Origin of the sequence: Exiguobacterium sp. PFWT01, assembly GCF_018255795.1 — a bacterium.
Classification (GTDB): Bacteria; Bacillota; Bacilli; order Exiguobacteriales; family Exiguobacteriaceae; genus Exiguobacterium.
Genome location: NZ_CP073755.1, coordinates 773662 through 800236, shown reverse-complemented (window position 1 = coordinate 800236; position 26575 = coordinate 773662). Strand labels below are relative to the sequence as shown.

33 protein-coding genes are annotated in these 26575 nt (G+C 46.1%); 4 read left to right on the top strand and 29 right to left on the bottom strand.

The features are described 5' to 3' along the window. Positions 1-50: 50 nt before the first annotated feature. On the top strand, positions 51-551 hold the full coding sequence (locus tag KD909_RS04205) for a DUF1572 family protein (protein WP_211782494.1): 501 nt from the start codon (positions 51-53) through the stop codon (positions 549-551). On the opposite strand, the gene KD909_RS04200 is transcribed toward KD909_RS04205, so the two are convergent. The 4 genes from KD909_RS04200 to KD909_RS04185 form a co-directional block, all read right to left on the bottom strand. Then, positions 539-1060 (bottom strand): DUF402 domain-containing protein, encoded by a 522-nt coding sequence (locus KD909_RS04200; protein WP_211782493.1) that lies wholly within the window; start codon positions 1058-1060, stop codon positions 539-541. The two genes, KD909_RS04205 and KD909_RS04200, sit on opposite strands and share 13 nt — an antisense overlap. 99 nt (positions 1061-1159) lie before the next feature. Continuing rightward, entirely contained in the window at positions 1160-1828 is a 669-nt protein-coding gene (locus KD909_RS04195) for a DUF4352 domain-containing protein (protein ID WP_211782492.1), read from the bottom strand. A gap of 158 nt (positions 1829-1986) precedes the next feature. Beyond that, entirely contained in the window at positions 1987-2613 is a 627-nt protein-coding gene (locus tag KD909_RS04190) for a hypothetical protein (RefSeq protein ID WP_211782491.1), read from the bottom strand. A gap of 138 nt (positions 2614-2751) precedes the next feature. Next, on the bottom strand, positions 2752-2937 hold the full coding sequence (locus KD909_RS04185; RefSeq protein WP_012726958.1) for a hypothetical protein: 186 nt from the start codon (positions 2935-2937) through the stop codon (positions 2752-2754). Positions 2938-3096: 159 nt separating this feature from the next. On the opposite strand from KD909_RS04185, the gene KD909_RS04180 reads away from it, so the two are divergent. Beyond that, positions 3097-3474 (top strand): DUF3021 family protein, encoded by a 378-nt coding sequence (locus tag KD909_RS04180; protein ID WP_211782490.1) that lies wholly within the window; start codon positions 3097-3099, stop codon positions 3472-3474. 37 nt (positions 3475-3511) lie between these two features. On the opposite strand, the gene KD909_RS04175 is transcribed toward KD909_RS04180, so the two are convergent. The 16 genes from KD909_RS04175 to KD909_RS04100 all read right to left on the bottom strand — a co-directional run bounded on the left by KD909_RS04175 (position 3512) and on the right by KD909_RS04100 (position 18355). Continuing rightward, entirely contained in the window at positions 3512-3865 is a 354-nt protein-coding gene (locus KD909_RS04175) for a flagellar protein FliT (protein ID WP_012726960.1), read from the bottom strand. After that, entirely contained in the window at positions 3862-4236 is a 375-nt protein-coding gene (fliS, locus tag KD909_RS04170; RefSeq protein ID WP_211782489.1) for a flagellar export chaperone FliS, read from the bottom strand. Before fliS ends, KD909_RS04175 begins: the two co-directional genes overlap by 4 nt. Positions 4237-4250: 14 nt before the next feature. Further along, positions 4251-5918 (bottom strand): flagellar filament capping protein FliD, encoded by a 1668-nt coding sequence (fliD, locus tag KD909_RS04165; RefSeq protein WP_211782488.1) that lies wholly within the window; start codon positions 5916-5918, stop codon positions 4251-4253. A 15-nt stretch (positions 5919-5933) separates the two neighbouring features. Continuing rightward, the gene (locus tag KD909_RS04160) at positions 5934-6290 is read right to left on the bottom strand and encodes a flagellar protein FlaG (RefSeq protein ID WP_159562655.1); all 357 of its coding nucleotides are present in this window, start codon (positions 6288-6290) and stop codon (positions 5934-5936) included. Positions 6291-6428: 138 nt separating this feature from the next. After that, positions 6429-7445, bottom strand: coding sequence for a pseudaminic acid synthase (gene pseI, locus KD909_RS04155; RefSeq protein ID WP_211782487.1), 1017 nt, complete (start codon positions 7443-7445; stop codon positions 6429-6431). Positions 7446-7457: 12 nt separating this feature from the next. Then, a complete protein-coding gene (locus KD909_RS04150; protein WP_211782486.1) occupies positions 7458-8891 on the bottom strand; it encodes a bifunctional UDP-2,4-diacetamido-2,4,6-trideoxy-beta-L-altropyranose hydrolase/GNAT family N-acetyltransferase in 1434 nt (477 codons plus the stop codon). A 12-nt stretch (positions 8892-8903) separates the two neighbouring features. Continuing rightward, positions 8904-9647, bottom strand: a complete 744-nt coding sequence (locus KD909_RS04145; RefSeq protein ID WP_249199075.1) for a cytidylyltransferase domain-containing protein — start codon at positions 9645-9647, stop codon at positions 8904-8906. A 3-nt stretch (positions 9648-9650) separates the two neighbouring features. Then, positions 9651-10823: a UDP-4-amino-4,6-dideoxy-N-acetyl-beta-L-altrosamine transaminase gene (gene pseC, locus KD909_RS04140; RefSeq protein ID WP_211782485.1), complete on the bottom strand. Its 1173-nt coding sequence runs from the start codon at positions 10821-10823 to the stop codon at positions 9651-9653. 41 nt (positions 10824-10864) lie between these two features. Continuing rightward, positions 10865-11830: a UDP-N-acetylglucosamine 4,6-dehydratase (inverting) gene (pseB, locus tag KD909_RS04135; protein ID WP_211782484.1), complete on the bottom strand. Its 966-nt coding sequence runs from the start codon at positions 11828-11830 to the stop codon at positions 10865-10867. Positions 11831-11889: 59 nt separating this feature from the next. Next, positions 11890-13791 (bottom strand): motility associated factor glycosyltransferase family protein, encoded by a 1902-nt coding sequence (locus KD909_RS04130; RefSeq protein WP_211782483.1) that lies wholly within the window; start codon positions 13789-13791, stop codon positions 11890-11892. A 143-nt stretch (positions 13792-13934) separates the two neighbouring features. After that, positions 13935-14759: a flagellin N-terminal helical domain-containing protein gene (locus KD909_RS04125; protein WP_211782482.1), complete on the bottom strand. Its 825-nt coding sequence runs from the start codon at positions 14757-14759 to the stop codon at positions 13935-13937. 236 nt (positions 14760-14995) lie between these two features. Beyond that, a complete protein-coding gene (locus tag KD909_RS04120; RefSeq protein ID WP_211782481.1) occupies positions 14996-16288 on the bottom strand; it encodes a methyl-accepting chemotaxis protein in 1293 nt (430 codons plus the stop codon). Positions 16289-16410: 122 nt separating this feature from the next. Continuing rightward, positions 16411-16734 carry a hypothetical protein gene (locus KD909_RS04115; RefSeq protein ID WP_211782480.1) on the bottom strand — a complete coding sequence of 108 codons (324 nt, stop codon included), beginning with the start codon at positions 16732-16734 and terminating at the stop codon, positions 16411-16413. A 10-nt stretch (positions 16735-16744) separates the two neighbouring features. Next, positions 16745-17572: a GNAT family N-acetyltransferase gene (locus KD909_RS04110; protein WP_211782479.1), complete on the bottom strand. Its 828-nt coding sequence runs from the start codon at positions 17570-17572 to the stop codon at positions 16745-16747. A gap of 60 nt (positions 17573-17632) precedes the next feature. Next, entirely contained in the window at positions 17633-17812 is a 180-nt protein-coding gene (locus tag KD909_RS04105; RefSeq protein ID WP_211782478.1) for a hypothetical protein, read from the bottom strand. Positions 17813-17869: 57 nt separating this feature from the next. Next, positions 17870-18355 carry a hypothetical protein gene (locus tag KD909_RS04100; protein WP_211782477.1) on the bottom strand — a complete coding sequence of 162 codons (486 nt, stop codon included), beginning with the start codon at positions 18353-18355 and terminating at the stop codon, positions 17870-17872. Positions 18356-18511: 156 nt separating this feature from the next. Between KD909_RS04100 and KD909_RS04095 the strand changes: the two genes are divergently transcribed. Continuing rightward, positions 18512-19009: a hypothetical protein gene (locus tag KD909_RS04095; RefSeq protein ID WP_031422805.1), complete on the top strand. Its 498-nt coding sequence runs from the start codon at positions 18512-18514 to the stop codon at positions 19007-19009. Between the two features lie 36 nt (positions 19010-19045). Here the strand turns inward: KD909_RS04095 and KD909_RS04090 are convergent, their stop codons facing one another. From KD909_RS04090 to KD909_RS04080, 3 genes are all read right to left on the bottom strand, one after another. Then, complete coding sequence (locus KD909_RS04090) at positions 19046-19981, bottom strand: DMT family transporter (RefSeq protein ID WP_211782476.1); 936 nt, start codon at positions 19979-19981, stop codon at positions 19046-19048. A 102-nt stretch (positions 19982-20083) separates the two neighbouring features. Next, positions 20084-20371, bottom strand: coding sequence for a putative quinol monooxygenase (locus tag KD909_RS04085; protein WP_031422801.1), 288 nt, complete (start codon positions 20369-20371; stop codon positions 20084-20086). Between the two features lie 109 nt (positions 20372-20480). Further along, entirely contained in the window at positions 20481-21314 is an 834-nt protein-coding gene (locus KD909_RS04080) for a YitT family protein (RefSeq protein WP_369792432.1), read from the bottom strand. 204 nt (positions 21315-21518) lie between these two features. Here KD909_RS04080 and KD909_RS04075 point away from each other — a divergent pair, with 204 nt between their 5' ends. Continuing rightward, the gene (locus tag KD909_RS04075; RefSeq protein ID WP_211782475.1) at positions 21519-22433 is read left to right on the top strand and encodes a YitT family protein; all 915 of its coding nucleotides are present in this window, start codon (positions 21519-21521) and stop codon (positions 22431-22433) included. Between the two features lie 68 nt (positions 22434-22501). Here KD909_RS04075 and KD909_RS04070 read toward each other — a convergent pair whose 3' ends face one another. From KD909_RS04070 to flgL, 6 genes are all read right to left on the bottom strand, one after another. After that, on the bottom strand, positions 22502-23026 hold the full coding sequence (locus KD909_RS04070) for a DUF4352 domain-containing protein (protein WP_012726974.1): 525 nt from the start codon (positions 23024-23026) through the stop codon (positions 22502-22504). A 194-nt stretch (positions 23027-23220) separates the two neighbouring features. Then, positions 23221-24276 carry a GGDEF domain-containing protein gene (locus KD909_RS04065; RefSeq protein WP_211782474.1) on the bottom strand — a complete coding sequence of 352 codons (1056 nt, stop codon included), beginning with the start codon at positions 24274-24276 and terminating at the stop codon, positions 23221-23223. A gap of 94 nt (positions 24277-24370) precedes the next feature. Then, positions 24371-24598, bottom strand: a complete 228-nt coding sequence (gene csrA, locus KD909_RS04060; RefSeq protein WP_012726976.1) for a carbon storage regulator CsrA — start codon at positions 24596-24598, stop codon at positions 24371-24373. Beyond that, on the bottom strand, positions 24598-25035 hold the full coding sequence (fliW, locus tag KD909_RS04055; RefSeq protein ID WP_012726977.1) for a flagellar assembly protein FliW: 438 nt from the start codon (positions 25033-25035) through the stop codon (positions 24598-24600). The genes csrA and fliW overlap by 1 nt, the downstream gene beginning before the upstream one ends. 15 nt (positions 25036-25050) lie before the next feature. Continuing rightward, on the bottom strand, positions 25051-25605 hold the full coding sequence (locus KD909_RS04050) for a DUF6470 family protein (RefSeq protein ID WP_249199074.1): 555 nt from the start codon (positions 25603-25605) through the stop codon (positions 25051-25053). 27 nt (positions 25606-25632) lie between these two features. Beyond that, a complete protein-coding gene (gene flgL / locus KD909_RS04045; protein WP_211782473.1) occupies positions 25633-26574 on the bottom strand; it encodes a flagellar hook-associated protein FlgL in 942 nt (313 codons plus the stop codon). Position 26575 lies beyond the last annotated feature (1 nt).

The following is a 26575-nucleotide window of genomic DNA, read 5'->3' as shown; positions in this document are numbered from 1 at the left end:
AATGTGGGGTATAGTCAAAATGGATACATATGAAAAGGAGGATGGTTTTTATGTTTGAAACGCAATATCTCGATACCGTACGCGCTACGTTCAAAAGTCAGAAACAACTCGCCGAGCGCGCACTCGTCCAAGTGAGTGACGAGGATCTGCATAAGACGCTTGCGCCGGATACACTCTCCCTCGCCCTGATCATTCAGCACATGGCGAACAATATGAAGTCCCGCTGGACCGATTTTTTGACGACGGATGGCGAAAAGCCGGACCGAAACCGCGACGCCGAGTTCGAGGACCAGCAACTGTCCCGTGAAGAACTCATGAAAGTATGGGACGAGCGTTGGCAACTGTTGGATAATGTCTTAGCTGATTTGACACCAGATGACTTAGGGAAGAACGTGATGATTCGAGGGGAAGCCCATTCCGTGATTGACGCGATCGAACGCCAAGTGTCGCATTATGGGTATCATGTCGGACAAATCGTCTATCTGTCGAAGCTATTTGCCGGGAGCGACTGGGATGTGTTGTCGATTCCGTTGCCGCATCAACGGAAGTGAGACGTCTTTGATTGAGAAAGTTCGAGGAGACGTCGCTCGAACGAACCGTCGAACGGGAATTGTCGATATTGAATCCGGTGTTTCACCTCGTCAACGGTCTGCCAGACATAGGAAATCAACGCATCCGGATAACCGTAACGCACTTGATTAATCTCGAACTCTTCTACGTCGACGAGTCGCCATTCATTCGGTTGCTCCGCGACAAAGTCTAAATCCAAATCAACAAAATGAATCGCATCATCGGTCATGGTCGGCGGAAGCCCGATATTCGAGTACCAGCGCATCGTCCCGTCGTGCTCTAAATCGAGTTGAAGTGTGAAGCCTTCATGTCGCATGAAGCACTCGAGCGAATGCGAATCATATGTATAACAGGCACCTCGCGTATGATGCTGAAGCGTTCGCCCCGGTCCTGCATACAACAACACATAATCATCCGTTTCTTCAATGACGTGACTCGACCATTCATAATGGAGCTGTTGGTCGTATTTGAGTAGAGAGACGTTCTTCATGGTAGACCTCCTAAAAGATGGGATATCTTGATTATCCTCTATTGCTTGGGTTTAAACTAGGTAAATAGGGCGTGCCGAGTGATTTCGGCACGCCACCTTTTATTTCGATACGTCGATTGTGTATTCATACCGCTCTTCGGCAATTGTGTTGAATTGATCGTTATAGGGACCTTCTACGACAAATCGCACCTCAGTCAATTCTGCTGGCATTGATTCAACCTGAAAGTGTACTCCACCTTCCTTCCTCACTTTTCCTAAAAATTCACCACCAACATCATCGGAAAGTAAGAAAGCAGCATCGATCTGTTCTCCTGTGTTCGTGACAAGACGTGCTTGATCCGGATAAAAGGTGACAGTATCATCACTCGTGTTTTCTGCAACTACGCTGAAGGAAACGAGCGTCACTTCCTTTTTATCATCGAATACGGAGCGGAAGTCAGAAGCTACTTGAAGCCGCATCGTCTGAACTTTGTTGATTTGAAAAATGAGTGGACCAATTTTTTCTTCGATGCCTAAATCGCTATCTTTCATGTAAATTTGACTGATGCCAAGATCATTCTCTTCCACCTCAAACTCTTCGGAGCCACCAATCCCTTCTGACGTATCTTCACCTTTGCTCGATTCACTTCCTTCTGATGCGGAAGTGGTTTCTTCTCCCGTTGACTGGTCAGTTTGCTCGGTAGTTTTAGAAGTCTTCGCCTCATCTGTCTCCCCGCATCCAATCAGAAAAGCGAGCGGCAAAGAGAATAACCAATGTCGAATCTTCATGACACGCTCCCTCCTATTCGAAAATCTCGTCGGTCAATGACTTATATTGAATATGTACCCATCTAATTAGAAAAATCATATTATTTCCGATAAATCACACACTTATTTTCCAATGACCATACAAAAAACGTGCCGAAACTCGTTCGGCACGCCTACTTTCATTTTGTTACATTGATGGTGAATTCATATCGCTCTTCTGCCACTCTCTCAAACGCTTCATTCGAAGGTCCACTCGTGAAAAATTTCACTTCTGTCAGCTCTTCAGGTTTTGCTTTGACGAAGAAGAGGACATTCCCTTCCTTCTTCACCTTTCCTAAAAAATCTCCACCAACGTCATCCGAGAAAAAGAGGTCTGCTTCTACCTGCTCGCCGGTATTCGTGACAATTGTACCTTGATTCGGATAAAAACTAATCGCATCGTCGATTGTATTCTCTGCAATCACATTCATGGCCACGACCGTCACTTCCTCAGCTCCATCAAATGAATCACGATACACCTCATTTACTTGCAAGCGTGACGTCTGTACTTTGTCGATGGCGAATTGAATCGGACCCATCGTCTCCGTGACCGTGAGTGCCTTATTCTTCATGTAGATCTTGTTCGTACCGAGTTCACTTTCTTGGACGTCCGCCTCTTCAGCAGTCGTCTCCTCTGGTACGTTCGCTTCCGCCTCTGCCACTTCTTCCGTATCCGTCGCCGTCGTCTTCAGTTCGTCTGCTTCCCCGCAACCGACAAGTAGTGCGAGCGGTACCGCCACCAGTAAGCCAAATCGTTTCATGTTCATCTTCATCTCTCCCTTTTCTTAATCCAAGTGATGTTGTGGTTAAGATGAATATAACGAATTGACAGACGGTACCGTACTAAGAAAAAGTTCCAGGTAAAATAAAAGTCAAGGTCCGTAATCGGACCTTGACATGTATACTTATCCTCTTGATTTCAGCTCTTCTTCCTCGTATGGGTCAGGACGATCCTCAAACGGCGTATCGTCCTCGACGTACGCTTCAAGTTTCGGGTCCCGTTCCACGTATTCATCGTACGCTCCCTCTGGACCATAGACGAAATAACGGCGCTTCCGTGACGATATCGGTTTGGACTCTTTCTCACGCATCTCGTTTCCCTCCTCTTTCCAGAAAAGAAGCAACGGCTACATTGATGTTTACCCGATTATAGCGGAAAACAGACGTCATTTCACCCCTACTCCTCAGATGAAACTTTTCCCTTGAATACGCGTATACATATACAACGAATTAATGGAAGGAAGATTCATATGCAATTATTGAAAAAAGGAATCATGCGGAGTCTCATCTGGTCTCTGCCGTTCGCGATCCTCGCCCTCTATCAAAGTTGGTCAGGTAACACAGACGCCGTACACGCAATGCTCGTCTACGCAGGGGTTGCGTTCTTTCTCGGGCTCACGAGTGTCATTTATGAAGTCCGACAATGGTCGTTCAAAAAGCAAATTTTCATTCATTGGAGCGTCATGCACGTGACGATCCTGCCACTGCTCTGGTTCGGTGGGTCTACACCGGTCACTTCACTTCAAGATGCCGTACGCCTTTATTTAAATTTTACGGTAAGTGGTCTGATCTTGTTTATCGTTTCTTCTTTCATCATTCGGATGCGACGCCAAGTCAAAGCCTCTTAACGCACAAAAGCTCGAAGGCATATGCCTCCGAGCTTTTTTACGTCTGTTGGTCGAATAGACCGGAAAAGTTAGAATCGACGTCTTCATATGGGTCGACATACGATTTGACCGTCTTCCGTTCCATCCGAGCTGTCCCGAGCGTCATCCCGAGACGCTGGTGTTCAGCTTCAATGAGACGGGCGATCTTTTGACTATCGTCGACGAGCTGCCTGAGGACCGTCTGATCGGCTTTCTCCAGATCAGGACCGTGCGCCGCGAGCAACTGTTCCCGGTCGTCCAAGAGCTCATGGATTTGTTCCATCCATGTGTCATACGTTGGCTCTTCGGGAACTTTCGCCAACAACTCTTTTAAGCGCTGTGTCTTCAAGATGATCTCATCAATCGGTCTCATGACTGCTTTGCGAGTTTCATCGCTTCCTTCCACGTATCACGTAGTTCGGTCGTAAAATCAAGTACCTCGTCAAGGATAGCTGTATCGTTCTTGACGTTCGCATCGACGAGACGACGCCACATGTAGTCATAGAGCGAGTCCAAGTTCGCTGAGATGGCGATATCTTTATTGAGTGTAAGACGAAGTTCCCGAAAGATAGCTTGCGTCTTTTGAATGTTGACGTTCTTTAAATCAGGGTTACCTTGATCGATTGCAAGCTTGGCGAGGCGCATGAACTTGAGCGCTCCGTCATAAAGCATAAGCGTCAGTTCCTGTGGATTCGCGGTCGTGACCGCATTGTTTTGATATGCTGCATATGGATTGGCTACCATTTAAACTCCTCCTCTTACATGCCTCCGCCTAAAAACTGTGACAGCGATGCCGCTTGAGCATTCGCTTGGTTCATCGCCGTTTCCATCGCAGCGAAGCGACGGTAGTAGGCATTTTCTTTATCGATGAGTAAATCGTTGAGTCGTTTGATTCGTGTATCCATCTGCGTCATCTCACGACCCATTGAATACGTCGGAGCACCAGCACCGTCCGCACCGGCGATGCGAGTGATTGTCTCACGTGAGTCTTTCGCAGTGTCACGGATTTGAGCTAGTAATCCCGTATTTTCGTCGGTGAAGAGTTTATATACTTGTTCCGGGTCTTTCTCGATTGCGGCTTTCAGTTTCTCTTCATTTAATTCAATCTTTCCACCATTCGTGAAATCTGAGCCTGTTGAAAGTCCGATTTGGAACAGTTGCTTCATCTCTTTATCGTTTGATGCCGATGTCGCACTCGACCATTTGCTACGAAGCGTGTCCATCGTCCCGCGAAGAATGGTATCACCCCGGAGCATCCCGCTCATCGCCTTTTCTTCCCACTTCTTAATCTCGTCTTCAGACAATTCATCACGTTGTGCCTGCGTGAGCGGTGCGAACGAACGGAATCGTTCTTCCCGTGTCTTCTTGTTCATGAGATCAATCGTCTCATTGTATTTATCGACGAAGCCTTTGATGTTGTCAAAGATTTTTTGAGTATCAGTGGCAGCACTTAGTGTAACCGGTGCAGGGTTGTCGGCCGCTTTAAATTCAGACTTCAAAGTGATTGTCATGTTGTCGATTGTGACTGTATTTGTACTTCTTGTCATTTCGATTCCATTCACTTTGAAAATCGCATCCTCGCCCTTAATACCATCAGCAACACTTGCTTGGAAGAACGACGCTGCTGCCCCAGTGAAGGCAATAGTTGATTCACTGCCTGTGTTTCGTTGAGTGAGTGCCAATTTCCCAGATGCGTCATCAAAAAATGTTGCGAAATTAGTATCTTTTGAGCTAAGTTGTGTTAACACTTCATTAAATTTCGCTTCAGCACGTACTGTTACTTTAGCAGGTGTTCCACCCTCTTTATTGATGTATTCAATTTCATAACCTGATTGGAATTTTAACTCATCTCCGTCAGCAAGAGGTGATGCAAAAGTCACTTTACCCGTGGCAGAATCATAAGAATAGTTTGCAGGATCAACCTCAACGTTATTAATGAAGATTTTTCCACTAGCATTCAATTTTGATGAAAGGGTCACTTCTGTCGGAGTTCCTGTGATTATTTGAGTTTTTGTACTTGCATCGAGATTTAAATCTTTGACTGCAGTATCACGAGTGACTAAGTTACTATTTTTGTCTCTCAGTTCAACAATATGACTAGCAGATGACGCTAAATTTTCTACACTTTGAATTTCAAGTGCAGCATTTCCGCTCGACGGTCCTGCCACGACCGATACACGTGACTCATCCGATGAACTAGACGCTTTTGCATAGAAGTTTCGGCTGAACATCAAGTCGACCGCACTATTTCGTAGAGTCATAAGAGAACGGTTAATTTCGCGATACGCATCACGTTTCCATTCCGTTATTTGTTTCTTCTGTTCGAGTTTATCGACTGGAACGCGCTCAGCTTGCATTAACTGTTTAATGATACTATCGGTATCGATCCCACTGGCTAATCCGCCAAATCGAATTGGTGATGTCATATGCCCACTCCTTTTTTATATCCGTTCGTCGAATAAATGATTAAACTCCATAAACGCCGCAAAGAAATCCATTGATTTTTTACTTGGGATTTCACGAATTACTTCATTGTTCGCATCGACGATTTGAATATAATAATCATTCAGTTTTTCGTGCTTCATAAATTTCAAGCCGGTACGTTGCTTTTCAAGGACTTGATTCGCCTTCTCGACCGCTGCCTCTAACTTTGTAATGTGTTGAGGCGTCGGAAGAATTACAATACCTTCATCGGCGAGTTGAGTTTGATTGGCCTCAACGAACACATTTTTAGTCTGCTCATACGGTAATACAGAAGAAGGCAAGTGAAGTCTGACTTCAGAAATGGTCGGATTCATAGTCTTCTACTCCCTCACATGTTATGGTCTCATTTCTTATATCGGTCAAAATACTTTTTCCTTAAGTTTCTTCTTCTTTCCCACACATAATAAAGAGGCGACGTAAACGTCGCCTCGACAATCATCTTATTTACTTTACTAAATCAAATCCCAACTCATTGGCGTTCCACGCTCGATATCTTTTCTTGCCACTTTACCAAGAATGGAATCGATATGTTTCGGAGCCAATCCATGTCCAGGACGAATTGACCTGACATGTTCAGTCGTGAAGACTTCCCCGGCTTGAATATCTTTCACAACAAATAACGAACGTGCGAACTCACGACTCTTCACTTTTTTCTCGTTTAATTGATAGTCGACGCGCCCTAGTGCTTGTTCCGCTTCTCGAACAGCATCGACCATCGCTTTAAACTCATGAGGCTCTAAAGAAAAACTAGCGTCTGGGCCACCAATTGATTTATCTAAAATAAAATGTTTTTCAATCACCTTCGCTCCCAATGCAACGGACACAATCGGTGCAGTGATTCCAAGCGTGTGATCCGACAATCCGACTTCGACACCGAAAGTCTCTTTTATATTTTGCATCGTTACGAGATTCGCATCCTCAATTTTTGCTGGATAGGCTGACGTACATTTCAATAATATGATTTGCTCGTTTCCAACTTTACGACAAACGGATACTGCATCTTCAATTTCTTGAAGCGTTGCAATTCCAGTTGAGATAATGATTGGTTTGTTCTTAGAGGCAACATACTCAATGAGTGGTAAATCAGTAATTTCAAATGAAGCAATTTTGTACGCAGGTACCTGTAAGCTTTCTAATAAATCTACAGCAGTAGGGTCGAAAGGACTTGAAAAACAAACGATGTCCAACTCTTTTGCATAATCCATCAACTCTTTATGCCACTCCCACGGCGTATAGGCCTCTTGATACAAGTCATAAAGTGTGCGACCATCCCAGATGGTACCTTGTGTTAGTTGAAAGTACTCTTTACGACTATCGATTGTAATCGTGTCAGGTGTATATGTTTGAATTTTAATTGCATCAGCACCTGCTTCTTTCGCTGCTTTCATTGTCTGTTTTGCGATTTCAATACTACTGCCATGATTAGCAGATAGTTCCGCAATGATAAATACTTGTTTTGAAAGATTCATGAAGAGTCACCCTTATTCCATTATATATATGTATTTGAGTAGTTTATTATCTTCTTCGTGAGCATTCATCTTAAAACCTACTCTTTCGAACGTCTTCTTGGACGCAATATTTTCATTTGAAATATAGGCCGTTATTTCACGAATATCTTTCCACTCTTGTTGAATCATCATAAGGCTTTGCTGAATCAGTGGTTGACTGACTTTTTTCCCTATCAACATTTCCGATAAGCTGATACTAATAACGGCATAGTTAGTTATTCGTTCATATCGAATTTGACCTAGCACTTGATTCGAAGGATTCGTCACAATAAAAAAAAGATGGTTTTTCGACGACAAAACTTGTTGGTACCAATTTTTATGAGTCTCCCACAATATCGGTTTTTGATTAATTGAATATTTACGAACGTATTCCTGATTTGAAAGTTCAAATATCTGTTGAGAATCCTGAATCGTTGCTTTTCTTAAAAATAAATTGAAATCTTGGCTGCGAAGTAAAGAATTCACGATTCGTAGAGGACCGTCTCCATCCAACAACCCCTCGTAATTCATCGTTTGTTCAGTTCGAGTATGCATATGAAGCATATTTTTGAATTCAGTCTGTAAATCTTGACCAAACGTTGAAGATCCCCAGGTCACATTTGAAGAAATTAATTTTTTACTGCGTAACGCAAGCATGTTTCGCTCTTGGTTTCCAGCGATTTTTATTGGAATAAATGGTATTCCCAAGATAATCAATTCATAGATGGTTTGTCCAGCAGCGGTAATCACTAAATCTGAACAACTCATTAATCGTTTCATTTCATGACTGGGTACATATCGATGCAGAATAATATTAGACACGGACAATAGTTCTCGTTCAAGAATAGAGTCATGCTTATCTCCAATTAAAATATGAAAAGTGATTTCTGGATGATTAAAACAAATGAGACGGACAATGGATTGGATAAGTGAAGGTTGTAACGTACCACCTACAGTAATCAAAACATTGGTTACCTTCTGCCGGATAAAAGGACGCACCTCTTCTCGAAACGCGTCTCGTAAAATGATATATTTTGGTCCAGCTAAACTTCCGGAAGGTACATCATTTGTACTTAGAGAAGGGTGGACTACAATCCCGTCAGGATAATGAATACGATTTGTATCATCTAAAAAGATAGCCGATTTTGAACGTTGAGCGATTACTTGATATAAATCTCTGGTAGCGATGTATGAATCAACGATACAGTACATATCTGCTTGAATGACTTTAGACAAATAATCGACGGTATACCAATTAATGATTGTACAATGACGGCTCCCAACCAAGTTTCTCAAATCTACATCACTTTGAACAATTAACTCAACTTGTATTCCTCTCCGTTTCACTTCATCATACAAAGCAATACACCTTGTCAGATGTCCAAACCCCGTTTTTATTCCACCTTCCGTAAAAATCATGACTTTCATAATGTGCCCCTCTTATCTTATTACTTTTTGTTCGATATGCTTATTAATCTCAATTAATTGAGGATCTTCCTTAAATAGCCGGATAATGTCTTCTAAATAAAAGTCATGCTCTCCCTTATAAAGACGACTATAAATTTCAGAAATCAATTTCAAGTCTTCAGGTGTATCCAACGTCCACCGATGCTGAGAATAGTTTGTTTCATTGTCGTAACAAGATACATTATGTTGATGCTGTTCATAGATTAACGGGGTGACATGCTCCTGCTCATAATCTTTTGTTGCATGATGATAAGCATCGAAGAGGGATTCAAATGAAAACACTTCTACATCTAGACCTCTTGGAAACGTTCGCTCACTTGGCTTGGTCCCTACATTTGTCACAAGATGGTTTGTTGTGTCGCGGTATTGTTGAATCACATGATCGATAATGAAAGGGTCTATCAAAGGACAATCTGAAGTGATTCGAATCACCACATCAGCTTCGGCTTCCATAGCTGCCTCATAGTATCGACTCAGTACGTTATCTGAACTTCCTCGATACACACGAACACCATATCGCTTTGCTTCCTCCGACAATACATCGTCTTCACTCAAAGTTGTCGTTGCAACGATGATTTCATCAATTAATTTCGCTTGTTTTACTCGAGTAATCACATGGTCAAGCACCGTGCGACCTTGCAGTTTAATCAATACTTTCCCAGGAAGCCTCGTTGAGCCCATCCGTGCTTGAATAATCGCCACCGTTTTCATAGCCATTTTTCACTTCCCATATCGTTTTAACACTTTTTTCACCGCATCGATCACATCGTACACATCTTCCTCAGTCATCGCAGGAAATAGAGGGAGTGTAATGATATCTTCATATAGCGTTTCTGCGTGTGGACAAATCCCTTTTTCATACCCTAGCTCTTGATAATATGGCATCCAATGAACAGGAATATAGTGGACGTTGACTCCAATGTTTTCATTTAATAAGGCCTCAAATAGTTCTTTCCGTGAACCGTTTAACCGGTTTTGATTTAAGCGAATGATATATAAGTGCCAGCTGGACTCTCCACTTTCATCTTGATGCGGTATCGTAATTTCAGATAACTCGCGAAATGCCTCATTATATAAAGAAACATAGTATTTTCGTAACTCAATAAATCGTTCAATCTTCTTCAATTGGCTTGTTCCAAGGACAGCTTGAATATCTGTCATTCGATAATTGAAACCCAAAAACTGCATTTCGTAGTACCAAGGACCATCGTGATCAACTAACTGTTCAGCACTTTTTGTAATTCCATGGGTCCGAAATTGTAATAATTTACGATAATACACTTCATCATTTGTCGTGATGATTCCACCTTCACCCGAAGTAATATGTTTAACAGGATGAAAACTAAACATCGTCATATCACTTAGTGCACCGATTCGTTTCCCTTGATAGGTGGCACCTAACGCATGAGCTGCATCTTCAATGACGACTAAGTCATGTTGTTCGGCAATTCGATGAATCTCCTGCATCGCTGCAGGTTGACCTGTAAAGTGGACAGGGATGATGGCTTTTGTGCGTGGAGTGATGGCTTGTTCAATCGCATTCGGGTCTAAGTTATACGTAGTTGGATCAATGTCAGCAAATACAGGTATTCCTTTTTGATAAAGAACACAATTCGCACTAGCTGCAAAAGTCATCGGGGTGGTGATGACTTCATCCCCCTCACCAATCCCTGCTGCAAAACAGGCACCGTGTAGGGCGGCCGTCCCATTAGAAAAGGAGACAGCATAGCGAGCTCCAACATACTGAGCGATTGCTTGTTCAAACTCATCAACAGCAGGACCAGTTGTTAAAAAGTCACCTCGTAACGTGTCGACCACAGCTTGAATATCTTCTTCATCGATCCATTGTCTGCCATAAGGCAGAAACGTGTTTCTTACAGGTTGATCAATCACTCTAAACTTCCTCTCATCAAAAAATGACGATGCCGTCTTCCTCACTTCACTAACTCTCTTAATTCATCGACCGATAGCCACTGATTGTTTACATTACTGACGTATGTAAACCCTTCTGGTAACGACTTTCCACCATTTGAATACTCTGCACTCCACCAAGGGAACTCAGGTTGAATGACAAAATAATCGTCGTACTCTAACGTGTGTCGTGCATCATCTTCCGTAATCATTGCCTCATGTAATTTCTCACCTGGACGAATCCCCACTATTTTGATGTCGCACTCCGGAGCAATCGCCTCAGCCAAATCAAGAATCGACATACTTGGGATTTTCGGAATAAAAATCTCTCCACCGTTCATACGTGTCAAACTATCGATAACAAACTGGACACCTTGGTCTAATGTGATCCAAAAGCGAGTCATCCGATCATCGGTCACTGGAATGACCGTTGCTCCGTCTTGCTTCAACTTCTTAAAGAAGGGCACAACACTACCTCGGCTTCCGACGACGTTACCGTATCGAACGACAGCAAATCGTGTGTCTTTATCCCCGGCATATGAGTTACCAGCGACAAACAATTTATCTGATGCCAATTTAGTCGCGCCATACAAGTTAATCGGACTTGCAGCCTTATCCGTACTTAGTGCGATAACTTTTTTAACACCACGATCAATAGCCGCTTCAATAATATTTTGAGCACCATGAATATTTGTTTTTACGGCCTCGAATGGATTATACTCGCAAGCTCCGACATGTTTGAGCGCTGCAGCATGAATGACAATATCCACTCCATCAAACGCACGATAGAGACGTTCTTTTTCACGAACATCCCCAATGAAAAAACGTACCCGAGGATCGGTGAATTCTTGTGCCATTTCATATTGCTTTAACTCATCTCGACTAAATACGATGACCTTTTTTACGTTTTGTTTTAATACGGTGGAGATGAATTTTTTCCCAAAAGATCCTGTACCACCCGTGACTAAAATTGTCTGATTTGTAAACATGCTTATATACTTCCTCTCTCATGCACAATGTCTAATAAATATATGATTGGCGCTACTTGTTACTTAATCGTTTCTGCATACGCTTGTTTTATCGTGTGAAGTTGAGTTTGTAGTTCTTGAATCGACTCAAACATTTGCGACAAAATCGAAAGACGTAATGCACTCGTTCGATTGTATCGATTATGGAATTTAATTTTATTTTGAATGATTAATAAATTGACGAGTTGAAGCGGCATGATATGTGTTCGGAAAGATGGCGCTTCAATCATCGCATCCCAATCCCGTAATATTTTTTCAAATTCATCGACAGTTACTGCTTTTTGATTAGAAATACGATACAATCGCTTTTTTAGGATTTCCAGGCGATGCGTAATACTATCTAATAAGTTCTGAACATATTTAATAGGGATATTTAGATCTACTTCGTCTTTTATTTCAAGTTTTCTCTTTTGGATTGGTTCGGTTTGCAATGTTTTAAGAGTTCTATAAAATGTCCCTTCAATACGAGCACCGAATTCTGCATAATTAATTAATTTTTCGGATAATCCATTATTTGATTTGATTAGAGTTTGGTAACCACTCAAAAAACCAAATAAAATCGGCGTTGTTTTCCCCATCTCACCATTGTTTAACGGAACTTCATACAAAGTATGATGCAATTGACCATCCGTAGAAGAAACCTGTTTGACCGAAGCACTATAATATTCACCTTCTCGCAATGCCAAGTCTTGTCCGATCAATCCAATTGAATCAAAGTCCAAATAGTTCGCAAAGGCAACCGCTGCTAACGCTACTGTAGGATAAGTACTAAACACTGTTTTTGAATAAGATAACAAATCTTGAGTAATCCGTGCGTCAGCATATGGTATCAACAGTCCTTTTGCTCGTTGCGGAATCTGATGATTGACTTGTAAAGAATAGACAAGGGGGACATCAATTTCAATATCGTTAAAGAAGTGAGCATTCGCTTCTCCTGCATCAATCGATATGACAAAGTCAGGACGAATCCCGTTTTCAAGCAGTACTTTGACCGTCTGGCCGATTGCGATAATGTAGTAGGCCTGTTGCGCTTGTTGTAGATATGGAATAGCTTCCTCTAAAGAAGGCCCCCCCGCAATCATCAATGCATGATTTCCTTTATATCGGTGTCTCAGACAATCTATGTTGAGAAGACGATTTGTATTTTCGTTTAGGTAGCTTGCATTTTTAAATGATTCTTGATACCAGCTCTCTGTATATACTTTGCGTGTCGTTAAATCAATTCGGCTTTCACTTAAGTAGTTCCGAACTAGCTTTAAAAGTTCAAGCAACTCTTTGGTATCTTCGTAAAGTGGATGTTTAATGACTTCCGTTTTCAAGCCAATTAAAGATTGAAACTTTGATTGCAATAACGTTTTATAGTCTTCTTGCGAATCAAGAAAAGACAAGACCGAATCATTTTTAATGTTTGACGGTAAGTTGAAAGGATCAATCGTTAAAACATGATATTGTTTTATGAACCCAGCATGAAACATCCCACTCCCATACCCCAATAGAATAATGGCTTCCGTTTCATCAGCGATCTCAGCCTGCAACCGCTCAAACTCTAAAAGCGTTTCACTCACAAAATAGTGGCTACTATCGCTCTGCTTTATAAGAGCCATCTCATTCTCATGGTAGCGGAACGGGAAGACGATTTGATTTTGATGTTCTACCGCTATTAACGCTTCATATTCTGTAATTAATAATTGCAAATTATCATGGACAATGTTGGTATACAGTTGTGGATTCTCTTGTTTTATTACTTGAAGCTCCGACAAATGTTCTGTCGTCCGAATCCCATTGGAATGGATTTGTTCTCCAAAGAGTCGAATCATCCCCACAATCTCATCTATGACATCCCACGTTTCGTTTTTAGCGAGTAAGGCTAGTTGATTCGAGATGTCTCGAAGCTCTTTAATAATATTTTTTAATTGCGACATAAGGCTCTCCTTTTATGTTTTAAAAGTTAATCTGTATATAGTATACAATTTCAATATATGAATATCGATAGACTGACAAATTTATTTAAAAAAAGGGAAACAGACGTAAAGTCTGCTTCCCTTTTTTATGGTTTTAATTGATCTTAACGTAACAACTGAAGTACAGCTTGTGGCTGTTGGTTCGCTTGAGCAAGCATTGCTTGTGCAGCTTGGTTCAAGATGTTGTTTTTCGTAAAGTTCATCATTTCTTTCGCCATATCTACGTCACGGACTCGTGATTCAGCAGCTTGAAGGTTTTCAGCACCAACGTTCAAGTTGTTGATTGTGTGCTCAAGACGGTTTTGTGTCGCCCCAAGTTTCGCACGCTCAGACGATACATTTTTGATTGCATCGTTGATTGTTGTGATTGCAGTATCAGCACCTGCTTGAGTTGAAATGTCAACTCCATCTACAGAAAGTCCAGTTGCTGTCATGTTTGCAATTGTCAATTCAATACTTTGTGAAGCGTTCGCACCAATATGGAATTGAAGACCAGAACCAGTTGCTGAGAAACCGCCACTCATCAATGTTTTCGTGTTGAATTCTGTGTTATTCGCAATGCGCGAAATCTCACTTGTCAATTCTGATACTTCTTTTTGAAGCTCAGCACGATCTTCATCTGTGTTCGTATCGTTCGCCGATTGAACAGAAAGTTCACGCATACGTTGAAGGATTGAGTGTGTTTCGTTCAATGCACCTTCAGCTGTTTGGATGAGTGAAATTCCGTCTTGTGCGTTACGTGACGCTTGATCAAGACCGCGAATTTGTCCACGCATTTTTTCAGAGATTGCAAGACCAGCAGCGTCATCGCCAGCACGGTTGATGCGAAGACCTGAAGAAAGTTTCTCCATTGCCTTCCCAGAGTTAGTTGTGTTGAACGCCATGTTGCGGTGTGCGTTCATTGCGTTAAGGTTGTGGTTGATAATCATTGTAATTTCCCTCCATAGGTTTGAGTTTTTCCGCTCTTCCAAATCCGTTTGTCCGAGCATGTAAGGTTTAGGCCGGCCCCTCACCTTACATTTGTTGGAACGTTTTATCGTTTCCATACTCTATATCGGAGTGAAGGCTCGGCAGTTTAGTCTTTTTACAACTTTTTTTATGATTTCTTCAAATTTTATATGTATGTAATGAAAAACGTCCCATCGTTGGGACGTTTTCAACCTTCTTACACTTCTACTTTCATCTGTTCCGTCTCATTCTGCAAACTCTCCGCGACGCGAACGAGCTCTGACATCGCCCCGTTCACCTCACCAAGACTAGCCGCTTGCTGGCTCGCCGCTGATGTCACTTCATTCGCATAACGCGATGCCTCTTCGACCATTCCGACAATCCCTGCCGAGTTTGTCACAACTGAATCGATCTGACCACGTGACTCATCGAGGAGTGAATCGACCGAATGGACATGGCTGTATACTTCATTTGCCGAGTTGTGGATCGATGCGAAGGCACCGCCCGCTTTTTCAACTAAACCGACACCTGTCTCCACTTCCGCTTTGACGTTCGCCATCGACGATGACGTATCGCCAACGAGACGCTTCACGTCGACAATGAGATCCGTGATCTCTTGAGTCGAGTTCGCCGTTTGTTCCGCGAGCTTTTTCACTTCTGCCGCTACGACGGCAAATCCACGCCCATGCTCACCGGCACGTGCCGCTTCAATCGATGCGTTCAAGGCAAGCAAGTTCGTCTGTGCCGAGATGTCACTGATGACATCCGTGATCCGAGAGATCTCGCCTGTCATTTCTGTCAACTGGCTGTTAAGTGTTGATGATTGCTCCACTTTCCCAGCAATCGCATGCATCGCATTGACGGAAGACGAGGCAAGGCCTTTCCCGCTCTCTGCTTCCTGTTGCATCTCGCTCGCCGAATCAAGCGCCGATGACATCTCTTGGCGGATGCTCTCCATCGTACGCGCGACCGCTCCGAGCAAGTCCATCGAGTTATACGTCGCACTGACGTTATCTTCTAACATCTTGTTGAGGGAATCCATTGCCACACGAATGTTTTCGCCTGCAACGTTCCCTTCTTGGACCGCTGCTGCGATTTCTTGTGCCGAACCCGTCAATTGGTCCGCCGTGTAACGCATATTCGTGCCTTGTTCCCGAAGATGTTCGACCATGTTGTCCATCGACAAGAGCAAACGACCCATCTCTGAACGATCCGTCGTCTTCTCGTCTGCGAAGTGTACCGTCAAGTCCCCGTTCCCGACTTCAACTGCTTTTTCAGAAGCCATTTCGACCGCTTTCAGTGGACGACGGGCAATCAAGTAAATGACGATTCCGCCGAGTGATGAGATGAGTAATGCCACGACCGTGCCGACGAGCATGACCTGACCTTGTTCCATCTCGAGTTCCGTCAAGAGTAATAGGGTGATGTAGCCGACCGCTCCGCCCGTGATAAAGGACGTGACCAAAATCCACGCGAGCAATTGCGTCGTAAAGTTTTTAAATACTTTCACTGTTTGTTCCTCCTCATTGTGTTCATCACTCCTTATATCGTCCGATTTCCAATGAATGTATAGCGTTTTCAGTTGAACGTTTGGTCAATGAAAAAACGTACCCCGTCAAGGAGTACGTTTCATCAAAATGCTTCATCGTCACGTTCGACATGCGCCACACGTCGTGGTGTCGTCGCCGCATCAATCGCGAGCGTGATGGCAGCCGCCCAATGCAACATCATCCCGACAAATGGAATGGAGCCGAGCACCGAGGCCGCAATTCCGACCGCCGCGCCGTAAGAAAATCGACTCAATCGACTGAACGAAAGAATCAACACGATCACGTGGTAGACGAACATGAAACCGAGGGGCGAATAGCCCATCCCGATGATGAAGAGCCCGCCGAGAAGCGGAATCCCGAGGAAGGCTTCAAACGCCGCGCCGAGCCATTTCAGATTTTTCACCATGTGGTTCACCTCACACTTCGATCATATAAAACTCATAGCCACCATTCTCCGCAAAACCGGCACGTTTATAAATCTCGAGCGCCGCCTTGTTTTCCGTTTCGACATCGAGCTCGACTTTCGTCCGACCCATACGGAACAGTTGTTGAACCATCTGTTTCAACATTTTCGTGCCGTAGCCTTTGCCTTGCTCGCCTGCTTTGACCCCGAACGCATGGATGCTTGCCGCGTCATCCCCTGTCAGAAGAGCGCGAATCACGCCGATCGGTTTGCCGTTCACTTCGCCGATATACGTCACGCGGTCCGGCGTGTCGATTTGTTGATAGATGTTTTCCGTCACATCGACCGGGTCACCGAACGCCTCACTGAGCGTCGCGATGATAAGTGGACGGTCGTCTGCTGTCGCCTCACGTAGCGATACCTCGTCCGGCTTCAAGAAGAGCTCCGCCTTTTTCAAGACGAGATTGTATTCCGAGAACTGATACGCCGCCCGAAGATGCTCGAGCACTGCTTTCCCGGACGCTGAATTTCGGTCGATGACGAACGTGAACGCTTCGCAACCGTTCAATTTCGCATCTTGTTTCGCCGTCTCAAGCAGTGCCGTGAAGACACCTTGTTTCCGGTATTCCGGATGGACGAGCGCATTCACCTCATACTCGTTCGGGAGATACGGGAAAAGCATGAGATACCCGACGAGTGTCTCGCCGTCATATACCGCATAATCGTTCTGTCCGACCGACGCATGCCCAACCTTTACGTCGATCTTGTCGTTCGCGTTGACCGCCTGTTCTAACGCTTTGACGTCATCTGCCTGTTTGACTTCTTCTACTGTCAAATTCATTCATATCACCTCATTTGTATTGTAGCACAAAGGAAAAAGCCCGCCGTAGCGAGCAGTCTCTTAGTCATTCCGTTCATTCTGAAAAAGTTGCGTCACTTCTCGCATCATCACCGAGATGACGATGACGATAGCCAAGGTGATCAAGCTCTCTTGTTTCGGTAAATCAAATACATACATCGCAACGATAAACAAAAGGGCTACAATCAATCCTTCCGAATAATCCCGTTTCCTTGTTCGCACATGACCACCCATTCTAAAAAGACTGCAAACGATCTAGCCGTCTACAGTCTCATCACATTATAACGTCCGGAACTCCAACTCAGGGAGTGTCTCGATCAACTCGGCGATCTCGTCCGTATGCGCCTCCGCACCCGGGACGACCTCTGTCGGTTCGACCCAGAAGAACGTCTTGTCGTTCGTCCCGAGGTAGTTACCGTAGCCGATTTCTGTCGAGAACGCTTCTTGAGTCAATTCGCGGTCGATCAAGTCCAGGTGGAACAAGAGCTGGTCGTCCCCATCCTCGACGTTGTAGTATAAATCGAACGTGCCGTAGCTCTTCGTGTCCCCGATGTCGACGACGTCCTGCGCCTTCTCGATATAGACGTCACCCCGCTCAATCGCCTCGACGATTTTAGCTGGCAAGACGATCTCATAACCGAGCTCACGGTCACGAATCGTCTGTGTCGTATCCTCTGTCCGTCCCCGGGACGAGACGACACCGACCGTCGCCACCAATGCACCTGTCACACCGAGCGCGAGCGCCCACTTCATCGATTTGTTCACAAGAACCACTCCTCACTTGTTGATGTCTTCACTTGATTATCCCACAAGTTGATGACTTTTCATTAAATATTCTGAAAAAATGTTTCCCCTTACATTGACGAGTGTCCGTCAATCCCATACGATGGTAGTAACGTACTATAGAAAAGAGGAACTGACATGTCTAACGAAACTACTTTGACACGCGCTCAGCTCGACGCGCTCTTGAAAAACGTCTTCGCCCTTCAAATCCCGGTCATCGAGAAATTCATGACGGATTTGTTTAAACAATATGTCTCCACGGCATCTACGTTCAAACAGGACATGGACACGATGAAAGCAACGGACTGGCACAAGCATTTCTTCGGTCAAAAAGTGATGCCTCACCTCTTCATCGAGAACCTCGGCTTCGGTGCATCGTTCCGTCACCAAGGTCAAGAAAAAGTCGTCAGCATCCCCGAGAATATGACAGTCGTCAAGCCGGACTCAGACGCGCAAATCAAAGAGATTTTAGAGAATCTCGATCAGACGCTCGCATCAATGGATGGCGTCAAAAACAAAGGACTCGTCAAGAAGTTCTATAAAGAAACGCTCGAACTCATCTGCCAACTCGGTAGCCGTACCGGTATGATGGATGATTTCTATGACAAAGTCAAAGGCAGTTTGACAACAAGTTAATGACCATCCCCTCGCTCAAAAGACCGAGGGGATTTTTTATGCCTCTTGTCGGACCACGGTCGGAAGCTCCATGAACTGACTCCGACTGTGGAAGACGACCCCGACCATGACGAGCGCGATCCCGAACAAGGCGATCGGCGAGGGCATGACGGCATGCAGGAAGACCAGTTCCCCGATGAGCGCGAACAGGACTTCGAGCGCTTGCGTCGCTTCAACGGACGCCAGTCTTCCCATATCCTGTTTGACGAGATCGGTCGCCATGAAGAAGAGCACGGTCGCGACAATCCCGGATAACAGGGCGACGAGGAACGTCTGCCCGAGCTGACTCGATGAGGGACGTCCCGTCGTCAATCCGTACCCGAATAACAATAACCAGACCGGGAGCGACCCGAGACACATCCCGAGGATTCGCTCGAATACGTCGAGGTCCGTGTGCTGCATCATCTTACGATTTCCGAGCGGGTAGGCAAATGCGGCGATGATGACCGGCACGACCCCAAGCCAAATGAACCGAGGTTCGAACGACTCGAAAAACTCCACTTGCATCATTACGACCCCAATGAGAATCAAGACCGAGAAGCGAAGTCCGCGCCATGGGATTCGCTCCCGTGTTCCGTCTGCCTTCTTGAAGAGTGGGGACAACAGTGCTCCGGCGACAATCGTCACTTGCCACGTGCCCGCAATCAGCCACGGGGGTGCGACCTCGGCCGCGAGACAAATCGGGACGTAAAACAATCCGAACCCGACCGTCCCCCAAACCATCCATGGACGAGGACGTTCTTTCAATGTCGAGAAGACTCGCTTGAGTCCGCCACGAAATGCGACCACAACTAGCAGTAACGGGATCATCCACAAAAAGCGGAGCGAGGCACTATAGGCAAAGCTGCCACCTCCGACTTGCATCACTTCGTTCAACACGAACGTGCTCGCAAAAAACAAGGCGGCGAAGACACCGAGTATGAGTGGGCGCATGCGATCCCTCCTTTCCGAATCCTGTCATGTTCTCGACACCTTGCCATTTCTCCTGCAAAAAACGGACAGCGCTTCGCCATCCGTTTCATCATCCAATATCAGTCACGTTCGGAGTTCGAGCGCGGCGATCCGCTCCATCCGCTCGAGGATCGGCTTCGCCTGATCGATATACGCCCTCACTTCAGCAAGCGACAACGACGCCGCATGCGCCTCTTCATTTCGCCATACTTCATAGACGAACACGGTATTCGCCTCGTCGAGCGACACATGGACCCGATACGATTCACAGTCCGATGTCGCCTCCATCTCCCGCGCCGCTTCCGATAAAATCGCTACGAGCCTGTCGCGTTGCCCCGCTTTCGTGACAAGCTTTCCAATCAGTGCGTACATTCCCAATCCTCCCCTTTCTCTAGCATCGACTTCTTCCACTTCCTCTGTGCGATTTCCTGCTTGGACCGATACCTGCGGATTTAAAAAACGGACGACCCTTGGCCATCCGTTAATGAATATCGCGTTTTTGGAAATTCCCGCCTTTGACCTCTGTCACCTCATACACGACGACGAACGCTTTCGGGTCGACATCGTCGATGATGTCTTTAATTTTTCGTTCCTCGAGCCGGTTGATGACACACGTGATTTCATAATAGCTTTCCTTGGAATACGCTCCTTGGATTTGATTCAACGTGGCGCTCCGTCCAAGACGGTCCCGAATCGTCTCGACCATCTCATGCGGTTCACTCGTGATGATTTTGAACGTTTTCGCCCCGCTCAATCCCTCTTCGACGATATGAATCACTTTCGAGGCGATGAAGTAGGCGATCGCTGACAGGACAGCTCCTTGAAGACCGAACACCGTCGAGACGACGATAAAGACGAACGTATTCAGAAACAGGATCAAATCACTCGTCCCGAACGGCAGTTTTCGTGATAAGAGGACCGCCAACATATCGATGCCGTCAAGCGCGCCCCCGTTACGAAGGGAGATCCCCATCCCGAATCCGAGGATGATTCCACCGACCACGGTTATGAGGAGCGCGTCCCCCTCGATGATGGTCGGAACGTGGTGCATGATGACCGTACCGACAGACAAGGACGCAATCCCGGTAACCGAGAGGATGGCGAAACTCTTCCCGATCTGTTTATACCCGAGATAGACAAACGGAATATTCAACACCCCGATGAAAATACCGAGCGGCAGTCCCGTTAGCTGTGACCCGACGATACTGATCCCAGTGACGCCTCCGTCTGACACGTTATTCGGAATGAGGACGGACTCCAATCCATACGCTGCGATGAGTCCGCCGATGATGTTCATGACCATTTGGAACGCCATCAACCATGTTTTGTTTTCTCGCTTCACCCTATAGACCTCCATCCATTGTTCAACAACCTTGTTAGTTTAACATAAAATGATTTCGAAATAATTTATCGGGAATCATCCATCAATTCTGAATATTCATGTCAGATTCTCTGTCATAAACGATTGTCGGTTCGCATCATTTGGTATACTGAAGGAAATGGAAAGGGGGCATCCTGTATGCAGCGTACACCCATGCCTTCCCCGACACCGGAGGAAGTGCAGCGCTTAAGGCGCGAACATAATCCGATCAAGGCGTCCGAACTGTTTGCGAAAGTCGTCCTCTTATTACTCGGCTCCCTCGTCTTCGCGGTCGGCTTGGAGGCGTTCCTCGTACCGAACCAGATCATCGACGGTGGTATCGTCGGTGTGTCGATCATCGTGTCGTACTTGACGGAGACGAAGCTCGCGATTTGGCTCGTCCTCTTCAACTTACCGTTCATCTACTTCGGGTATCGGCAAATCGGGAAGACGTTCGCCGTCGTCACGTTGACGGCCATCTTACTCATGTCCGGCTTCACCATCGTCCTGCATGACATCAATCCGTTCACAGACGACCTCCTCTTGTCGACCGTCTTCGGTGGTTTCTTACTCGGTGCCGGAATCGGGCTCGTCATCCGCGCCGGGGGCTCGCTCGACGGAACAGAGATCCTCGCCGTTTCCTTCACGAACCGGTTGCCGTTCTCCGTCGGAGAGATTGTCATGTTTTTCAATATCTTCATCCTCGGGACGGCCGGTTTCGTCTTCAGTTGGGACCGGGCCATGTATTCGCTCCTCACCTATTTCATCGCCTTCAAGACGATCGATGTCGTCCTAGAAGGGATTGACCAGTCGAAAGCGGCCTGGATCATCACGTCCGCACCAGACGATATCGGGCAAGCCATCATGGACCGGCTCGGTCGTGGTGTGACGTATCTTCATGGAGAAGGCGCCTACACGGGTGATGGGAAGAAAGTCGTCTTCACGGTCATCAGTCGACTCGAAGAGACGAAACTGAAAGACATCCTCGATGACTATGACGAGAAAGCGTTCCTCGCCATCGGCAACATTCACGACGTCCGTGGCGGTCAGTTCAAGAAGAAAAACATTCACTAAACGTGAAATCCCCTATAACCGCTGGACCATCATTGCCAACGGTTATAGGGGATTTTTAAATGATCATGTTAGTTCGGTTGAATGTCCCATGTGATGGATTCGTCTGTCCATGAGAAGGTTGGTTCAAAGATCATTTCGTAGTTTGAGCCTTCTGGTACATCAAACGTCAATGTCCCTTGAAGTTTCTTTCCCTTGTTCAAGTCACCACTGATGTCTAAACCATCCAATCCGTAATAGAAGTCGAGCGCATTCCCGTCCGCATCATACAAGTTGAAGTTTGAACTGTCTACGAACGTAGAATCCTCCGTGTTGTTCACGACTTCTACGTTCATTTGAAGTACTTTCCCGTTTTCAGGTTGTGAGTACTCAGACGCCGGGATGTATGTCGCATCCTTTACGGTAAGTAAGACACCGTTCAAGTCGACCACATCTCCCACTTTGAAGATGGTATCGTTCACGTCCGCTTCTGCTTCTGTCGCGTCGGCCTCTCCGACTTTACTTCCTGTATTCGACTCTTCGTCAGACGGAAGTAGCATGCCGATGACAATCAATCCGATTAGAATGATGGCAAACCATTTGAAAAACTTTTTCATAAAACAATAAACTCCTTATTTCAATATAGTATAAGTCAACGACCTGTTTTCTATACTACAATAACTAAATGGATAAAAACAAGAATAAAATACCATTTATATTGTCTATTTTTATCTTTTTTTCAATTAATATAGATTTTATCGATATAAAAACCAAAAAAGCTATGAATCGTGTATGCTCACGATTCATAGCTTCATGCGAACCGGACCTGGTCCCGTCCATTTCGTTTCGCTTCGTATAACGCCGCATCGGCCCGCTCAAACACGACCATGCTCGACTCATACCCAGCAATCGCCGCGCCGATGGAGACGGTCATCGGGATGCGTTCGCCTTGAAATTCGAACGTCGTGTGCCGTACTGTCTGCACGATGTCTTCCGCCACCTTCGTCATCCCTTCACCGCCTTCGATGACGAGTAAAAATTCCTCACCGCCATAGCGGCCGACAAATCCGGCTGGTGGACGATGTCGCTCAAGCGTCTGTCCGATATGACGTAACGCCGCGTCCCCTGCCAAGTGTCCATATGTATCGTTCAACTGTTTGAAATGATCGACATCGATGACGAGTAACGTCCATGGCTTCCCGGACATTTCCATATCGTTCATCTGCTCGAGGGTCCGATATCGGTTCGGAAGTCCCGTCAATTCATCGATGGTCGCCCGGTGCGTATGAAGAAGGAACATCCACAGGTGCGTCTCGAGCTTCTTCGCGGCCCAATAACAGAGCCATGCCCCCAGTGACAGCATCAGAAAATAGGGCACGAACACGTTCACAAACACGTCCATATCCACACTTCTGGTCACGCGAATCAAAACGAGCAGTGCACCGAATCCGATGTAAATGGCATACCCTCTTCCTCGACTGATGGGCACACGTGATATCACGAGAGAAAACAAGAAAAAGACAACAAACATGAGGACGGTGTCAATGAACGGGGCGCTCATCCCATGGATCGTCATCCGACCGATAAAGATGAGTCCCAAGGTGACGATTGCCCCGAACGGTCCCGCAAATGTGGCGGCTAAGGCGATTGGAATCAGACGTAAGTCAATGCGGGCATCACCGAGTTCAATCGCATTGATTGTCAACAGGATGGCCGTCAACCCGTTTGACACCCCAAACCAAAATCGTACAAATAACGGGGAGGTCGGCTGAATCGGTAAGACCGTTCGCATCACATAAAGTGTGAGCGACATGAATAAAAAGATGAGACTGATATTGATCACAAAATAGTTAATGACGATTCCCACGGATTCTCCTCCCTCCCTTTCCGTTTCCATCCTATCCCAACCAATCGAGCCCTGTCATCCATCAATTACCGGATTCATGAAAAAAGTCGAAAGCTCACGCTTCCGACTGCTTTTGAATCATCTGCTTCATCAAGTTGGCACTATTTCGTGCCGACTCGTTCTCTTCTTGCATTTGAATATATACCTCATGACGATGGATATCGATATGACGCGGGGCATCGATTCCGAGCTTCACTTGGTCGCCTTCGATGGCGAGCACCGTGAGCGTCACGTCGTCCCCGATATGGATGGCCTCACCTTGTTTTCGTTTCAATACGAGCATCAGCGCACCTCCGCTTTCGTGCCGCCGAGCGGATAACGGGCCGGATACGCATCGTCTAGGATGACTTGTTTCCCGCGACGTTCCTTCGTCTCGATAACGATCGGCGCCTTCAAATTGAGCGTCGACGATTCGAACGGCTCACGGAGCGTGACGATCGAGTAGACCGAGACGTGTTCCGCCTCTTCGATCCCAAGTTGGTCTTTCGCGCCATCCGACAATTCGAACGCATAGTCCGACTTATGCCAAAACGGGTTCGTCACGACGAACGCACAGGCTTGTTCCTCGATTGACTGAAGCGACCAGAACGGTAAATCCTCCCCGTACGGGATCAGCACGAACGTCTTTGAATCCGGGAACCCCGGGATCTCACTGACGAACGTGATCGTCTCCGCTTCGTTTATTTCAATCTTGCCAAAGTAGTCTGTTTCAATGAACATGGATTGTCCTCACTTTCAACGCGTTTCATCATACATCCCACCGACCGGCCATATCTCGAGTGACGCCTGTTGACGGAGCGAGATGTCCGTCGTCCATGGCGTGAACGAGATATCGGCTGGCGTGAGCGATACATCAATTTGGGGTGGCGTGATATTCCACTCGATTTTCACATCCGCCGGCGTATACGTCAACTTGACTCGATCAATCGATTTTGGCATGTAGCCCATCTCGACGATCGGATATGGGTCGTTCACCTTCTCCGCTGCCATCGATGGAATCGGATTCCCGTTCTCGATTCGCATCATACGGTCGCCGTCCCGGGCGATGTTCGCCATCGCCTCACGGGCCCCTTGCTCTCCCATCTGACCGAGGTATTTCCCGAGTTCAAGCACGCCTTTCAGGTTGCTCTCACTTCTTGCCACCGATGAGTCGACCTCAAGCTTCCCGGGTGTCGTCTGTTGCGTCATCTCGGCTCTGCCTTGTTGGATCGACAGGTCGGCCCGCCCTTGACGCATCTCGAGCACAGGACGATTGGACGTCATCTGGATCGCGGCAAACGTCTGCCGCATCTCAAGTCTCGCGAGATTCACGACCGATTACCGCAAGAAGTCGAGGAGCGTCGGCTGAATGATGCGGGCACCTGCAGAAAGCGCCGCACGATGGACGGTCTCATGTGACTTCAGTTCCATGATGACTTTCTCCACGTCGATGTCCTCGTTATCAGACATGATGGTCTTGGCGATAATTTCATGGTCTTGTAGACGGTTGTCGACGAGCTCCAAACGGTTCGCACGGGCACCGAGCTCTGCCCGTTCCGTAATCAAGTTTTGACCGAGTGTGTCGAGCGTGTCGAGTTCAGCGGATAGGTCGGCACCACCAGTCGTATTTTTCGCCAGTAATCCGCTCAAATTTTTGAGACCTTCGAACAGCTCTTTCCCGAAGATTGTTTCCGGTTGCATGTTCACCTGTACCATAATCCCTTTTGAAACCTCGAATTCGATTTTCCCAGTCGTAGTCGGTGCGCCAGTAGCATCTGTATAAATCGTGTTGACGTCTGCGGTTGCACTCGGATCAGCGAGATACGCTTTCAATTTATCGATATCAATCAACGGTTTATCCGTTTTCGTACCGTTATAAATATACTTCTCGCCTGCCTTTGAGTTGGCGAGAGAGCCGATATGTTCGATCAACTGATCGACCTCACTCTTGATGATGGCACGTTGCGATGATTCATACGTATCGTTCGCCGCTTGCGTCGTCAATTCACGAATCCGCTTGACGGCTTCCGTGACCTCATTGAGCGTCGAGTCCGTCAAATCCATCCAGCTCGTCGCCTCGCTGACGTTACGACGGAATTGGTCGACTTCACGCACCTCGGTCCGGTAACGGATGCCTTGCATCGCGACGACTGGGTCCTCCGATGCTTTTTGAATCCGTTTCCCGCTGATGAGTTGTTCCTGGACACGAGCGAGTGTGTTGTAGCTACTGGATAAATGCTTCAAGTTCGTCTGTGTGAGCATTGTCTGTGTGACACGCATC